At 70.9% G+C, this 14,499-nt stretch carries 12 protein-coding genes; 3 read left to right on the top strand and 9 right to left on the bottom strand.

The window, feature by feature from the left end; genetic code table 11:
* Positions 1–62: 62 nt before the first annotated feature.
* The 6 genes from ACIGJI_RS05530 to ACIGJI_RS05505 are packed head-to-tail and all read right to left on the bottom strand — an operon-like array spanning position 63 to position 6,493.
* Entirely contained in the window at positions 63–866 is an 804-nt protein-coding gene (locus ACIGJI_RS05530; RefSeq protein WP_259951968.1) for an HpcH/HpaI aldolase/citrate lyase family protein, read from the bottom strand.
* The gene (locus tag ACIGJI_RS05525; RefSeq protein WP_259951969.1) at positions 851–1,636 is read right to left on the bottom strand and encodes a fumarylacetoacetate hydrolase family protein; all 786 of its coding nucleotides are present in this window, start codon (positions 1,634–1,636) and stop codon (positions 851–853) included. The genes ACIGJI_RS05530 and ACIGJI_RS05525 overlap by 16 nt, the downstream gene beginning before the upstream one ends.
* Before the next feature lie 9 nt (positions 1,637–1,645).
* Positions 1,646–2,812: a 3,4-dihydroxyphenylacetate 2,3-dioxygenase gene (hpaD, locus tag ACIGJI_RS05520; protein ID WP_363445617.1), complete on the bottom strand. Its 1,167-nt coding sequence runs from the start codon at positions 2,810–2,812 to the stop codon at positions 1,646–1,648.
* Between the two features lie 29 nt (positions 2,813–2,841).
* Positions 2,842–4,341, bottom strand: a complete 1,500-nt coding sequence (hpaE, locus tag ACIGJI_RS05515; RefSeq protein WP_363445963.1) for a 5-carboxymethyl-2-hydroxymuconate semialdehyde dehydrogenase — start codon at positions 4,339–4,341, stop codon at positions 2,842–2,844.
* Positions 4,341–5,024: a GntR family transcriptional regulator gene (locus ACIGJI_RS05510; protein WP_363445619.1), complete on the bottom strand. Its 684-nt coding sequence runs from the start codon at positions 5,022–5,024 to the stop codon at positions 4,341–4,343. The genes hpaE and ACIGJI_RS05510 overlap by 1 nt, the downstream gene beginning before the upstream one ends.
* Positions 5,021–6,493: a fumarylacetoacetate hydrolase family protein gene (locus ACIGJI_RS05505; RefSeq protein ID WP_363445621.1), complete on the bottom strand. Its 1,473-nt coding sequence runs from the start codon at positions 6,491–6,493 to the stop codon at positions 5,021–5,023. Before ACIGJI_RS05505 ends, ACIGJI_RS05510 begins: the two co-directional genes overlap by 4 nt.
* Positions 6,494–6,636: 143 nt before the next feature.
* Between ACIGJI_RS05505 and ACIGJI_RS05500 the strand changes: the two genes are divergently transcribed.
* Positions 6,637–8,016 (top strand): MFS transporter, encoded by a 1,380-nt coding sequence (locus ACIGJI_RS05500; protein ID WP_187663488.1) that lies wholly within the window; start codon positions 6,637–6,639, stop codon positions 8,014–8,016.
* 57 nt (positions 8,017–8,073) lie between these two features.
* Here the strand turns inward: ACIGJI_RS05500 and ACIGJI_RS05495 are convergent, their stop codons facing one another.
* Positions 8,074–8,781 (bottom strand): IclR family transcriptional regulator, encoded by a 708-nt coding sequence (locus ACIGJI_RS05495; protein WP_363445625.1) that lies wholly within the window; start codon positions 8,779–8,781, stop codon positions 8,074–8,076.
* A 128-nt stretch (positions 8,782–8,909) separates the two neighbouring features.
* Between ACIGJI_RS05495 and ACIGJI_RS05490 the strand changes: the two genes are divergently transcribed.
* A complete protein-coding gene (locus tag ACIGJI_RS05490) occupies positions 8,910–10,772 on the top strand; it encodes an FAD-dependent monooxygenase (protein ID WP_363445965.1) in 1,863 nt (620 codons plus the stop codon).
* Between the two features lie 91 nt (positions 10,773–10,863).
* On the top strand, positions 10,864–11,244 hold the full coding sequence (locus ACIGJI_RS05485; protein ID WP_187663491.1) for a VOC family protein: 381 nt from the start codon (positions 10,864–10,866) through the stop codon (positions 11,242–11,244).
* Positions 11,245–11,764: 520 nt separating this feature from the next.
* On the opposite strand, the gene ACIGJI_RS05480 is transcribed toward ACIGJI_RS05485, so the two are convergent.
* Entirely contained in the window at positions 11,765–12,613 is an 849-nt protein-coding gene (locus ACIGJI_RS05480) for a PhzF family phenazine biosynthesis protein (protein ID WP_363445627.1), read from the bottom strand.
* A 26-nt stretch (positions 12,614–12,639) separates the two neighbouring features.
* A complete protein-coding gene (locus tag ACIGJI_RS05475; RefSeq protein WP_363445629.1) occupies positions 12,640–14,367 on the bottom strand; it encodes a thiamine pyrophosphate-binding protein in 1,728 nt (575 codons plus the stop codon).
* Between the last annotated feature and the right edge of the window lie 132 nt (positions 14,368–14,499).

Here is a 14,499-nt window from a genome sequence, read left to right as displayed (position 1 = left end):
GCTTCGAATCGCGCAAATGGCTCCATTCCGGCCGCGGATGGAGCCAGGTGCGCGACTCGAAGTCAGTAGCTGGGGCGGCCGGGGGCGTCGGAGCGGGGGAGGAAGCGGGCGGCGAGGGCCTCGGAGGCACGGGCGAGGAGGGCGACGTCGGCGCCGACGGCCACGAAGTCGGCACCCGCCGCGAGATACGCGTCGGCGGCGGAGGGGTCGAAGGCGTTCACGCCCACCGGCTTCCCGGCGGCGCGGACCGCGGCGAACACCGATTCCACGGCGGCGACCACGTCCGGATGCGTCTGCTGTCCGAGCAGGCCCATCGACGCGGACAGGTCGGAGGGGCCGACGAACACCGCGTCCACTCCGTCCACCGCGGCGATGTCGGCGGCGGCCTCGACCCCCGCGGCCGTCTCGATCTGCACCGTCAGCGACACGTGCTGCGCGGACTCCTGCAGGTACCGGTCGACGCGGTTCCAGCGAGCGCTGCGGGCCAGGGCGCTGCCGACCCCGCGGACGCCCTCGGGGGGATACCGCGTCGCGGCCACGGCGGCCCTGGCCTCGTCGGCGGACGACACCATCGGCACGATGAGGTTCTGCGCGCCGAGGTCGAGCACCTGCTTGATCGCGACCGCATCGTTGAAGGGCACCCGGACGAGCGGGGTGACCGGATAGGCCGCGACCGCCTGGAGCTGGGTCAGCACGGACTCGAGCGTGTTCGCCGAGTGCTCCATGTCGATGAGCAGCCAGTCCAGCCCGGACCCCGCGGCGACCTCGGCGAGCAGCGGGCTGCCGGAGCACACCCACATACCGACGAAGGGGCGGTCGGACGCGGCGAGCTGCTCACGGAAGGACGGATCTAGACGAAGCGGCATGTGATGGTCCCCATCGGTCCGTAGTCGCACAGCACCTCGTCGCCGCGCGACACCCACATCGGGCGTGTGAACGATCCTGCCAGGATGATCTCGCCCGCCTCCAGACGCGCGCCGTGCTGATGGAACTTGTTCGCGAGCCAGGCGACTCCGGTGGCGGGGTGGCCGAGCACACCTGCGGCGACACCGGTCTCCTCGATCTCCCCGTTGCGGGAGAGCACGCCGGGGACCCACCGCAGGTCGATCTCGTCCGGGCGCTTGCGCACCGTCCCCAGCACCATCGCCCCGTAGGCGGCGTTGTCGCTGATGGTGTCGACGATCGTGCGGCCCTCGAGCTCGATGTGCGAGTTCAGCACCTCGAGGGCCGGCACGGCGTAGTCGATCGCGGCGAGGGCGTCGTCCAGCGTGCAGTCGGGGCCCTCCAGGGGCTCCTTGAGCACGAAGGCGAGCTCGACCTCGATGCGGACGTTGGAGAAGTGATCGGTGGGGATCTCCGCGCCGGACTCGTACACGGTGTCGTCGAACATGACGCCGTAGTCGGGTTCGGTGATCCCCGTCGCCTGCTGCATGGCCTTCGACGTCAGACCGATCTTGCGGCCCACGAGCCGACGTCCGGCCGCGACCTGCGAGTCCCGCCACACGCCCTGGATGGCGTACGAGTCCTCCACGGTCGCCTCGGGGTATCGCGCGGTGATGCGCGGGATCACCCCGTGGGTGCGGTCGGCCTCGGCGAGCTCCGCCGCGATCTGCGCGATCGTCTCCTCAGACAGCATCCGTGACCCCTAGAGCTGGTGGCCGAGCTTGTACTCGCCCTGCTTGTACTCGGGCATCGAGGTCTCGCCCTCGTCCGCGCGGGTGTAGGAGAAGCCGTCGGCGCCGATCGTCACGGCCATCTCGCTGGAGTCCGTGCGGGCGATCACCGGCTGCGGGTTGCCGTCGAGGTCGAGCACGAGCGAGGCGTCGGTGTACCAGGAGGGGACGACGGGGGTACCCCACCAGTCACGGCGCTGGTTGTCGTGCACGTCCCAGGTGACGACAGGGTTGTCGGGGTCGCCGGTGTAATAGTCCTGCGTGTAGATCTCCACGCGGTGGCCGTCGGGGTCGCGCAGGTAGAGGTAGAACGCGTTGGAGACGCCGTGCCGGCCGGGGCCGCGCTCGATGGCGTCGGAGCGGCGCAGCGCCCCGAGCTTGTCGCAGATGGCGAGGATGTTGTGCTTCTCGTGCGTCGCGAAGGCGACGTGGTGCATGCGCGGACCGTCGCCGCCGGTCGCGGCGGTGTCGTGCACGGTGGGCTTGCGGCGCATCCACGCGGCGTACACGGTGCCCTCGTCGTCCTGGATGTCCTCGGTCACGCGGAAGCCGAGGTCCTGGTAGTGGCGCACCGCGCGCGGCACGTCAGGGGTGACCTGGTTGAAGTGATCCAGGCGCACGAGCTCACCGGGGGTGTGCAGGTCGTATCGCCAGGACAGGCGCTCGACGTGCTCGGTGGCGTAGAAGAACTCGTACGGGAAGCCGAGCGGGTCGACGACGCGCACCGAGTCGCCGATGCCCTTCACGAAGCCGTTCTCCTGCCGACGGACGTCGCAGCCGAGTTCCGTGTAGAACTCCACGGCACGGTCGAGGTCTTCCGCCGAGCGCACCCGGTACGAGAACGCGGCGACCGCGGCGATCGGCCCCTGACGCAGCACGAGGTTGTGGTGGATGAACTCCTCGGTCGAGCGCAGGTAGATCGCCTCGTCGTCCTCCTCGGTCACGTACAGGCCCAGGATGTCGACGTAGAACTGGCGGGAGGCGGCCAGGTCGGTCACGACGAGCTCCATGTACGCGCACCGCAGGATGTCCGGCGGGGTGCTCTTCGGCGTCGCGACGGGGTTGTCGCTCTGGATCGGGGCCTCCTGGCTCACGTAGTAGCCGGAGGAGGTGAGGGTCTTGGCGGTCTTGTCGGTCATGTCAGCGTCCTTGCTTGTGTCCGGGGGCGTCAGTTCTTGCCGAACGTCGGGTTGTGCGGGGTCGAGGCGAGCGTGATGTGCACGCTCTGCTGGTCGGTGTAGAAGTCGATGGAGCGGTAGCCGCCCTCGTGGCCGAGGCCCGACGCCTTCACGCCACCGAACGGCGTGCGCAGGTCGCGGACGTTGTTGCTGTTCAGCCACACCATCCCGGCCTCGACGGACTGCGCGAACGTGTGGGCGCGCTTGAGGTCGTTCGTCCAGATGTAGGCCGCGAGGCCGTACTTCGTGTTGTTCGCGAGCGCCAGCGCCTCCTCGTCGGAGTCGAACGGGGTGATCGCGACGACCGGGCCGAAGATCTCCTCCTGGAAGATGCGGGCGTCGGGGGCCACGTCGGCGAACACCGTCGGAGCGACGAAGTTCCCCTCCTCGAAGCCCTCGGGGCGACCGCCGCCGGCGACGAGGCGGCCCTCGGTCTTGCCGATCTTGACGTAGGACATCACCTTGTCGTAGTGCTCGGGGTGCACGAGCGCGCCGACCTCGGTCTCGGGGTCGTGCGGGTAGCCGACCTTGACGCGCTGCGCCTGCGCGGCATAGCGCTCCACGAACTCGTCGTAGATCGAGCGCTCCACGATGATGCGGGACCCGGCGGTGCAGCGCTCGCCGTTGAGGGAGAAGACGCCGAAGATCGTGGCGTCGACGGCGGCCTCCAGGTCGGCGTCCGCGAAGACCACGGCGGGCGACTTGCCGCCGAGCTCCATCGACAGGCCCTTGAGGAACGGGGCGGCGTTGCCGAAGATGATCTGTCCCGTGCGGCTCTCGCCGGTGAAGGAGATGAGCGGCACGTCGGGGTGCTTCACCAGGGCGTCGCCGGCGTCTTCACCGAGACCGTTGACGAGGTTGAAGACGCCCTGCGGAAGCCCGGCCTCCTCGAAGATGCCCGCCCACAGCGAGGCGGAGAGGGGCGTGAACTCGGCCGGCTTGAGGACGACCGTGTTGCCGGTCGCGAGCGCGGGCCCGAGCTTCCACGACTCCAGCATGAACGGCGTGTTCCAGGGGGTGATGAGTCCCGCGACGCCGATCGGCTTGCGGTTGACGTAGTTCATCTGCTTGCCGGGCACCTTGAAGGCGTCGTCGGCCTGCGCGACGATCAGGTCGGCGAAGAAGCGGAAGTTCTCGGCGGCGCGGCGGGCCTGGCCCAGGGCCTGCGTGATCGGCAGGCCGGAGTCGTAGGACTCCAGCTCCGCGAGGCGGGCGTCGCGCGACTCCACGATGTCGGCGATCCGGTGCAGCACGCGCGAGCGCTCGCGGGGGAGCATGCGCGGCCAGGGACCTTCGTCGAAGGCGCGCTTGGCGGCGGCGACGGCCCGCTCGATGTCGGCCTTCTTGCCGGCGGCTGCCGTCGTGTACGTCTGGTTCGTCACCGGGTCGAGCACGTCGAACGTGTCGCCGTCGATCGAGTCGACGAAGGCGCCGTCGATGTAGTGCTGGATGTGGTCGGGCAGGTCGGCGGGGATACGGGAGTCGGTCATCATGCTTCTCCTTCGGCGGGGACGGAACGGGTGTGCAGGGCGTCGAGGAACGCGTCCCTCGTGCGCCACCGGTGGTTGCGGGCGGCGAGCTCGATCTCCAGCGGCTCGGCGCCGTCGCGGATGAGCTCGAGGATCTGGGTGTGCTCGTCGACCGAGTGGTGGGCGCGGCCGGGCACGTAGGCGAAGGTCGAGTCGCGGATGCCGGACAGCCGGGCCCAGCCGCGGTGCACGAGGTCGAGCAGGTGCGGGTTGGGGCAGGGCTCGAACAGCACGGAGTGGAACTGCCGGTTGAGCTCGGTGAACGTGTGCGGGTCGAAGTGGTCGAGCAGGCGGCTCATGCGCTCGTTGACCTCCGCGGCCTGCGCGAGCGCGTCCGCGTCGAGCAGGGGAGCGGACAGCGCGGTCGCCGCCCCTTCGACGAGCCCGAGCGTCTGCATGGTGTGCGCGTACTCGCCCTCGTCCACGAGGGTCACCCGGGCACCGACGTTGCGCTCGAAGGTCACGAGCCCCTCGGCCTCCAGGCGGCGGATCGCCTCGCGCACCGGGACCACGCTCATGCCCAGCTCCTCGGCGATCGGCCCGAGGACCAGACGGTAGCCGGGACCGTAGGTGTGCGCCGAGATGCGCGCGCGGATCCAGGCGTACGCCTGCTCCGACTTGCTGGCGCTCTCGACCGTGCTCACTTCCGCTCCGCTCCGGTGCCGGTCGCCTGCTCGTAGCGGGCGCGCCATTCGGCGTTCATCGGGAACAGGCCGTCGACCGGGTGTCCGGCGGCGACCTGCTCGGCGATCCAGGCGTCCTCGATCTCCTGGGCCACGGCGTCGGCGGCGACCTCGGCGGCGAGAGCCGGCGGGATCACGATCACACCGTCGCTGTCGCCGACGATGATGTCGCCGGGCTGCACGGTGGCACCGCCGCACGAGATCGTCACGTCGACGTCCCACGGCACGTGCTTGCGGCCGAGTACGGACGGGTGCGCGCCCTGGGAGAAGACCGGCAGTCCGATCTCGGCGACGGCCTGGAAGTCGCGGACGCCGCCGTCGGTCACCACGCCCGCCGCACCGCGGGTCTGCGCGCGCAGGGCGAGGATGTCGCCGAGCGTGCCGGTGGTCGCGTCGCCGCGGGCCTCGATGACGATGACCTCGCCCTCGGCCACGGCGTCGAACGCGCGCTTCTGGGCGTTGTACCCGCCGCCGTGGCTCCGGAAGAGATCCTCGCGGAACGGCACGAAGCGCAGGGTCTTCGCGGTGCCGACGATCTTCGTGTCCGGGAGGTTCGCAGAGACACCGTCGATGAAGCAGGAGTGGTGTCCGCGCTTGCGCAGCTGTGCCGAGAGGCCGGCGGTGGGGGCTTCGAGAAGCTGGGCGCGGAGCTCGGGGGTGAGCGTGGGCGCGGTGTCCTGGGCGGGCAGGCCCGCGGCCTCGCGGGAGCCCCAGGCCTCGGTGCGCTGGAGGTCATCGACGGCGGGGAGCGAACCGAGGTCGCCGTCGAAGGGGACATCGCCCTGCGTGACTGTCGTGATCAGGCGGCCCGACGTGGGAGCGCCGGGGGCGTCCGGGGCGTCGACCTCGATCTCGACCACGTCGCCGGGGACGATGACCGAGGATCCTGCGGGAGTGCCGGTGAGGATCACGTCGCCGGTCTCCAGCGTGAAGTGCTGGGAGAGGTCGGCGACGAGCTGGGCCAGCGGGAAGATGAGGCCCGCGGTGGTGTCGTCCTGGCGGAGCTCGCCGTTCACCCAGGCGCGCACGCGGAGGGCCGCCGGGTCGACCGTGCGGGCGTCGATCAGCTCCGGACCGAGCGGGGTGTACCCGTCGCCGCCCTTGGAGCGGACGTTGGAGCCCTTGTCGTTCGCGCGCAGATCGTAGAGGCCGAGGTCGTTCGAGGCGGTCACCCACTGCACGTGATCCCAGGCGTCGGCGAGGGCGACCCGGCGGGCCGGGGCGCCGATGATCAGCGCGATCTCCCCCTCGAACGCGAGCAGTTCGGTGCCGGCGGGGCGCTCGACGGTGCCGCCGGAGACGCCGACCGAGCTGGCCGGCTTGAAGAAGTAGGAGGGATGGGCGGGGCGTCGACCGCGCTGGTCGGCCCGCGAGGCGTAGCTCAGGTGGATCGCGATGATCTTCCCAGGGCGGGCGATGGTGTCCGTCACGGATGCGCCTCCTCGCGCTCGTCAGGACGCGTTGTGCGTCGTATCCGAAATCATATATCATCGTCTCACCCCTCGGCAAGCAGATCGGATTCACGTCCGCGCGCGCCGTGACAACGCGGTCACAAGCACAAAGGAGACACCCCATGAGCGGGCAGTCACAGGATGGGTTCACACCCACCGGAACCATCGCGACGGCGGCCGACCGGCGTCGTGTCGTCTTCGCCACCGTCGTCGGGACCACCGTCGAGTGGTACGACTTCTTCATCTACGCCACGGCGGTCGGGCTCGTCTTCGGACAGCTCTTCTTCGCGCCGCTCGGCGCCAACAGCGCTCTCGTCGGCTTCGCCACGGTCGGTGTGAGCTTCCTCTTCCGGCCCCTCGGCGCGTTCCTCGCGGGCCACTACGGCGACAAGCTCGGCCGCAAGGCGGTGCTGATGTGGACGCTGATCCTCATGGGCGCCGCGACCGCCCTGATCGGTCTGCTCCCCACCTACGAGACCATCGGCGTGATGGCGCCGATCCTCCTCGTGCTGCTGCGCATCGTGCAGGGCATCTCGGCCGGCGGGGAGTGGGGCGGCGCGGTGCTGATGGCCGTCGAGCACGCCCCTCGCAAGAAGCGCGGCATCTTCGGCGCCTCCCCGCAGATCGGCGTGCCGCTCGGCCTGCTGCTGGCGTCGGGCGTCATGGCGCTGATGACCGCGATCGCTCCGGGAGACCAGTTCCTCGCCTGGGGCTGGCGCGTGCCGTTCCTGCTCAGCGTCGTGCTGATCCTCGTGGGCTACTACGTCCGCCGTCGCGTGGAGGAGAGCCCGGTGTTCGCCGAGCTCGCCGAGCGCAAGGAGAAGGCGAAGATGCCGATCGTGCAGCTCTTCCGCAAGCACCTGCTGCTCGTCATCATCGCGGCCCTCGTCTTCGCCGGGAACAACGCCGTGGGCTACATGACCACCGGCGGCTACATCCAGGGCTACGCCACGAACCCCGACGGACCCATCGGACTCGAGCGCGGGCCGGTGCTGTGGGCCGTCACCGGATCGGCCGTGACCTGGCTGCTGACCACGCTGCTGGCCGGCTGGGTGTCGGATCGCATCGGCCGTCGCACGACCTACCTCATCGGCTGGGTGCTCCAGCTCGTCGGCGTGTTCACGCTGTTCCCGCTCGTCAACACCGGCGAGGTGGGGCTGCTGTTCGCGGGCCTCGCGATCCTCACGATCGGCCTCGGCTTCACCTACGGGCCGCAGGCGGCGCTGTACACCGAGCTGTTCCCCGCGAGCATCCGGTTCTCCGGCGTCTCCATCTCGTACGCGATCGGCGCGATCGCCGGTGGCGCCTTCGCGCCCACGATCGCGACGTTCATCGTCGATCAGACCGGCTCCACCGAGGCGGTCACCTGGTACCTCGCGGGCATGACGCTGCTCGGTCTCGTCGCCACGCTCCTGCTGCGCGACCGGTCGGGCATCCCGCTCGGTCCGGACCACGAGGAGGAGCAGTCCGTCAGCCCGATCCGCGGGCTCGCGAAGGTCTGACCCGGCGATCCGAGAGCGCACGTCCCTGAGGGGGCGTGCGCTCTCGTGCGTTCCGGCTCAGCCCTCGAGGGCCTCGCGGATGAGGTCGGCGGAGCGCCGGAGGCGCGCGGCGATCTCCCCGTCGTCCAGTTCGGTCGCGACGTGCACGACCGCGATCGCGGCGGGACGCTGGCCGCGCAGACGCAGCGGGACGGCGACCGACTGGACCGTGGGGATGACCTCGTCGTGGCTCGTGGCGTAGCCGCGCGCGGCGGCGCTGTCGATGTCGGCGCGCAGGGCGGGTGAGATGTCGGCGGGCACCTCCGCCGGGTCGAGCTGCGCGAGGATCGCCTTCCCGGGAGCGCCGACCGTGACGGAGTGCCGCGCGCCGGGGCGCTGGGCGACGCTCGCGACGGCGTGCCGCGGTTCGACGCTGGCGAGGGTGATGCACTCGGCGCCGTCGAGGACGGCGAGGAAGCAGGTCATGCCGAGCTCATTCGCGATGGCGGTCAGCTCCGGCAACGCCTCGGCCTGAAGGTCGTGGGCCACGCCGGCGGCGAGAGCGGCCATGCGGGCGCCGAGGCTCACGGCGCCGCTCGCATCGCGGGTCACGAGACCGTGATCCTCGAGCGTGCGCAGGAGACGGTACGCGATGGACCGGTGCACGTCGAGGCGCCCCGCGATGTCGTCGATGGTCAGCGCGCCGCGGGCGTCGGCGAGCACCTCGAGGATGCGGATGCCGCGACTCAGCGTCTGCGAGGCGGGGGCGGCGGGGCGCTCGGGCATGGCTCTCCTTGCGATGCGCGCGGCACCGGTCTAGGCTGTGTTCAATAGTAGAACACTGTGTTCGAATATAGAACACCGTGTTCCTGGACGCAACACCCGACGAAGACGTCCGGAAGGAATCGACGACGATGCAGTTCCACCACCACGGCTATGTGTCCGGAGACCCGCGCGTGCAGGACGCCGCCGGCACCGGGATCGACCGCCCCTCCACCCTGCCCGATGAGGTCGACGTCCTCATTGTCGGCTCCGGCCCCGCGGGCATGCTGCTCGCGGCGCAGATGTCGCAGTACCCCGACATCACGACACGCATCATCGAGAAGCGCGAGGGCCGCCTCGTCCTCGGACAGGCCGACGGCATCCAGCCCCGCAGCGTGGAGACCTTCCAGGCCTTCGGCTTCGCCGAGCGCATCGTCGCCGAGGCCTACAACATCGGCTGGATGAACTTCTGGGGCCCCGACCCGGAGCACCCCGATCAGATCGTGCGGACCACCCGCACCGCCGACTACGCCTACGACATCTGCGAGTTCCCGCACCTCATCGTCAACCAGGCGCGCGTGCTCGACTACTTCGCCGAGGCGGCGGCCGACGGTCCCGGCCGGATCGTGCCGGACTACGGCGTGGAGTTCCTCGGGCTCACCGTGCACGAGGAGAGCGAGTACCCGGTCGAGGTGCACGTTCGGCACGTCGGTGACGCAGAGGAGCGCGTGGTCCGGGCGAAGTACGTGGTGGGCTGCGACGGCGCCAGGAGCGGCGTGCGGCAGGCGATCGGCCGCACGCACGTGGGCGCGAGCGCCGCACACGCCTGGGGCGTCATGGACGTGCTCGTCAACACCGACTTCCCGGACTGGCGCACCAAGTGCGCGATCAACTCCAAGGCCGGCAACATCCTGCACATCCCGCGGGAGGGCGGCTACCTCAGCCGCATGTACATCGATCTCGGCGAGGTCGCCGCGGACGACGACCACCGCGTGCGCCAGACGCCCATCGAGGAGATCATCCGGCGCGCCAACGCGATCCTCCACCCCTACACGCTCGATGTGAAGCAGGTGGCCTGGCACAGCGTCTACGAAGTGGGCCACCGTGTGACGGACGGCTTCGACGACGTCGACCCCGGCGCCGATCGCAGCCCGCGGGTCTTCCTGACCGGCGACGCCTGCCACACGCACAGCGCCAAGGCCGGCCAGGGCATGAACGTGTCGATGCAGGATGGCTTCAATCTCGGCTGGAAGCTCGGTTCCGTGCTGAGCGGCCGTGCCCCCGAGGCGCTGCTCGCCACGTACGGCGCCGAGCGTCGTCCCGTCGCGCAGCAGCTCATCGACTTCGACCGCGAGTGGTCCAGCCTCATGGCCCGCAAGCCGGAGGAGATCTCCGACCCGAACGAGCTGGCCACGTACTACCTCGCGACGGCCGAGTTCCCCTCCGGTTTCATGACCCAGTACACGTCCTCCATGATCACCGGCACCGACGCCCATCAGGAGCTCGCGGTCGGCTACCCGCTGGGCAAGCGCTTCAAGTCGGCGGAGGTCGTGCGGGTCGGGGACGGCAACGTCGTCCACCTCGGGCACCATGCGAAGGCCGACGGCCGCTGGCGGGTCTACGCCTTCGGCGACCGGACCGGGGAGGCGCTCGCCGCGTGGGCGGAGGAGGCGGCGCCGGTGTTCGCGCGGTTCACCCCGGCTGACGCCGACGCCGACGCCGTGTTCGACGTGAAGGCCGTGTACCAGCAGCCCTTCGAGGAGGTCGAGGTCACGACGACGCCCGAGCTCTTCCAGCCGAAGACCGGTCCGCTCGGACTCACCGACTGGGAGAAGGTCTACGCCGCGGGCCCGAGCAAGTGGTGCGAGACGGACATCTTCGAGGCGCGGGAGCTGTCCCGTGGCGGCGTCGTGATCGTCGTGCGTCCGGACCAGTACGTCGCCGCGATCCTCCCGCTGGACGGCGTGGACGAGCTGGTGGAGTTCCTGGACCGAGCGCTGCTGCCGGTGCGCTGACCCTCGGCGCACGTCCGGCCCTGGCGGGTGTCGGAGGCCGCGCGTACTGTGAGGGCCGACGGGTGACGGAGCCCGGCAGGAGGAGTGCGTGATGGACTGGAAGATCGAACTCATCTTCGTCCCGGTCAGCGATGTCGACCGGGCGAAGGACTTCTACGTGAAGATCGGTTTCAACGCCGACCACGACCATGTGCCGTACGAGGGACTGCGCTTCGTGCAGATGACGCCGCCGGGATCGGCCTGCTCGATCGCCTTCGGCACGGGGCTGACCACCGGCTTGGAGCCGGGGCAGCAGAACACCATCCAGGTGGTCGTCCCCGACGCCGACGAGGCTCTCGCGCACCTGCGCGGCCTCGGCGTGGAGGCGGAGGGCGTGGACGAGCAGGACTGGGGGCGCTTCGTGCGCTTCGACGACCCCGATGGCAACACCTGGACCCTGCAGGAGCTCCCGGACTACAGCGCCCAGGGGTGACGACTCGGGGACTGGTTCGGGCTCCGGTTCGGGCTCCGGGTTCGGGTTCCGGGGTCTGGTTCGGGTTCGGGTTCGGGTTCCGGGTTCGGGTTCCGGGGTCTGGTTCGGGTTCCGATTCGGGTTCCGGGGTTCGGTTCGGGTTCCGGATGCACGATGGCGGGGCGGGTGCACGACCAGGGGCTGAGGTTGGTCGTGCAGGCGGAACCGGCTCGTGCAGACGTTCCGATGCCCGGGGAGGCGGGGCTCGAGTCGGATGACGGGTGCACGACCCGGGGAGGGTTTCGGTCGTGCAGACGGAGCCGGTTCGTGCAGACGGAGCCGGGTCGTGCAGACGGAGCCGGGTCGTGCCGGTGAGACCGTGCCGTAGGAGCGAGGTACCGGGTGCTGTGACGGATGCACGATCCGGGGACGGATGCACGGCCGGGCGAGGGCTGTGGTCGCGCAGACGGAACCGCGTCGTGCGGGTGACCGCGCGTGCCTCGTGCTCCGTCTCTCGAGTCCGAGGAGTCCGAGGCCGGGGTCAGGGGATGCGAGTGGCCCCGCCTGAGACGACGAGGCCGCCGGAGGCCGGTATCGCGACGCGGAGTTCGCTCGGGCGACCGACGTGGGCCCCCTGATGGATGCGGACGGTGTCGCCCGGATAGCCCTGGGCGCGGAGGTAGGCGCCGACCGAAGCGGCCGCGGACCCTGTCGCCGGATCCTCCGTGATGCGCCCCACGGGGAAGAGGTTGCGGGCCTGGATCTCGGCAGGATCCTCGGCGTGCAGCACCGTCACCGTGCCGTGCCAGCCCCGCGCGCGCATGAGAGTGGCGACCTCGGCGGGGGAGAAACGGAACTGGTGGAAGAGCTCCCGGTCGGCGACGAAGACGATCGGATGCCAGTTGCCCGCGAACGCCTCGCGGACCGGGAAGCGCGGGTCGACATCGGCCGGCTCCATCCCCAGCAGCGCGAGGAGGCGGTCACGCACGACGGGGTCGAGGTCGCGCACCTCCGGCTCGACGCTCGTGAACGACACCGTGACCCGGCCGTCCGCGTCCGCGAAGGACTCCATCGACACGTCTCCGGCCGCGGTCTCGAACACGACCGCCCCGGGACCCTGCCGTTCCGCGAGGGCGACCGCCGTCGCGACCGTCGCATGACCGCAGAACGGCACCTCCGCGGCAGGCGACCAGTACCGCACCCGGAAGCGGGAGCCGTCCGCCGCGGTATCCTGCACGAACGCGGTCTCCGAGTAGCCGACCTCGGCCGCGATCCGCTGCATGTCCGCCTCATCGAGCCCGTCCGCGGCGAGCACGACCCCGGCCGGGTTGCCGCCGTCCGGGGTCGCGGCGAAGGCGCTGTAGCGCAGGACCTCGGGAGCATCCGTCATCCCGGGAGCCTATCGGCCCGCGCGGGTCAGGAGTTCACGCGGATGATCTCCTGCTGGTACGGCGCGATCACGTCGCCGGAGATCCGGAGGTCGAGGACGAGGAAGCGCCGGGTCGCCGGGTCCTCCTCGGCCCAGGTGGCGAGGCGATCCAGGTCGTGGAGCGTCCGCACGACGACACCCTCCGCGCCGACCGCGGCTCCGAACGCGGCGAAGTCGACCTCGGGAATGCGCATCGGTCCCTCGGCCAAGCCCTTCAGCCCGTAGAGGTTGACCTCGGCACCGTACGCCGCGTCGTTCCAGACCACGGCCATGCCGCGTCCGCCCGCCGCCCGCACGGCCGATTCGAGGTCGGCGATCGCCATGAGCCCGCCGCCGTCGCCCGAGGTGAGCACGATGGTCGCGTCACGACGGGCGAGGGCCGCCCCCACCACGCTGGGCCAGCCCTGTCCGATCGACTGGAACGCGGTGCCGATCATCATCATCCGGTCGGGCGCGGCGACCGGCCAGTACATGTTCGCCCAGCCGATGAAGTGCCCGCCGTCCGAGACCACGACGCGGTCTTCGGGGAGGAGCTCGGCGATCCGGCGCGCGGCGGAACGCGGGTCCAGGCGGCCGTCCGGGGCGAGCTCGTCCCCGGGCTCGTACGCGCGGGCCGCGGCGACATCGACCGTCTCCCGCCAGGGTCGGGCGGACACAACTGCGGAGCCGGTGCCCGACTCGCCGCCGGAGTCGGGGGTGGCCTCGGCGAGTCCTGCGGCATCTCCGAAGTCGTGCCCGGAGGAGAGGCGAGTGACGAGGGCCTCGGCGGCGAGACGGGCATCGGCGCGCACGAAGCCGCCGACATGCGCATGCGTGGCGGCCGGAGCGGTGTCGACCTGGAACACCCGGGTGCCCGGGGCGAAGAGGTCGCCGAAGCGCATCGTGAACTGATTCAGGCTGGCGCCGAAGACCACCGCGACATCGGCGGTCCGCACGAGCTCCATCGCCCCCTCGGCGCCGAAGCCACCGGTGACCCCGAGGTCATACCGGGTGTCCGGGAAGATGCCGCGGCCGAGGGCGGAGGAGGCGGTCAGTGCTCCGGTCCGCGCGGCGAGGGCGCCCAGAGCCTCGCCGGCGCCGGCCAGCCAGGCCCCGCGGCCGGCGAGGAGGAACGGACGCTCGGCGTCGCGCAGGGCGGCGGCGATCTCATCCAGCATGCCCTCGGCGAAGTCCCCGCGCGGTGCGAGCGGCGCGGGGAGTCGGGGAGCCGGGGCCGCCGGCACCGCGCCCGCCTCGAGGGCTGCGACGTCGTAGGGGATCGCGAGCACCACGGGCACGCGATAGGTGAGGGCGTGCTCGACGGCGATGACGGTGGTCGCGGCGGCATCGGTCCGCCCGACGGTGTAGGTGCGGGCGCCCACCGCCGAGGCCAGCGCGATCTGGTCCACGTCCCACGGCCGCGGCCCCGAGGTCGGCTCGTCGCCCACCACGAGGACGAGCGGCACGTGCGCCTGCACGGCCTCGGCCAGCGCCGTGATCGTGTTCGTGAAGCCGGCGCCGTAGGTGGACGTGCCCGCGGCGATGCGGCCGGAGGCGCGGAAGTGGGCGTCGGCCGCGACGACCGCGCCCTGCTCGTGGCGGACGGCGGTGAACGTGGCGTCGGTCTGCGTCTCGAGGGCGTCGAGGAAGTAGGCGTTGCCGTTGCCCATCACGCCGAAGACGGCATCGACGTGCTGGGCGAGGGTGAGGGCGACGTGCGCGGAGACGGAGGGCATGGAGAAGCCTTTCGAGACAGGGACGGAGAAGGGGGATCCGTATGTGTCTCGCCCTCGCGGCGATGCGAGGTGCTTCGTGCCTCTTTTTCAGGCACCGGCGGGGCCGGACCTGCTCAGTCTAGCGGCGGCTCG

The organism is Microbacterium sp. NPDC064978 (assembly GCF_044543605.1).
Lineage (GTDB): Bacteria > Actinomycetota > Actinomycetes > Actinomycetales > Microbacteriaceae > Microbacterium > Microbacterium meiriae.
Note: the sequence above shows the minus strand (reverse complement) of the source record. Positions and strands in the feature narration are given on the sequence as shown.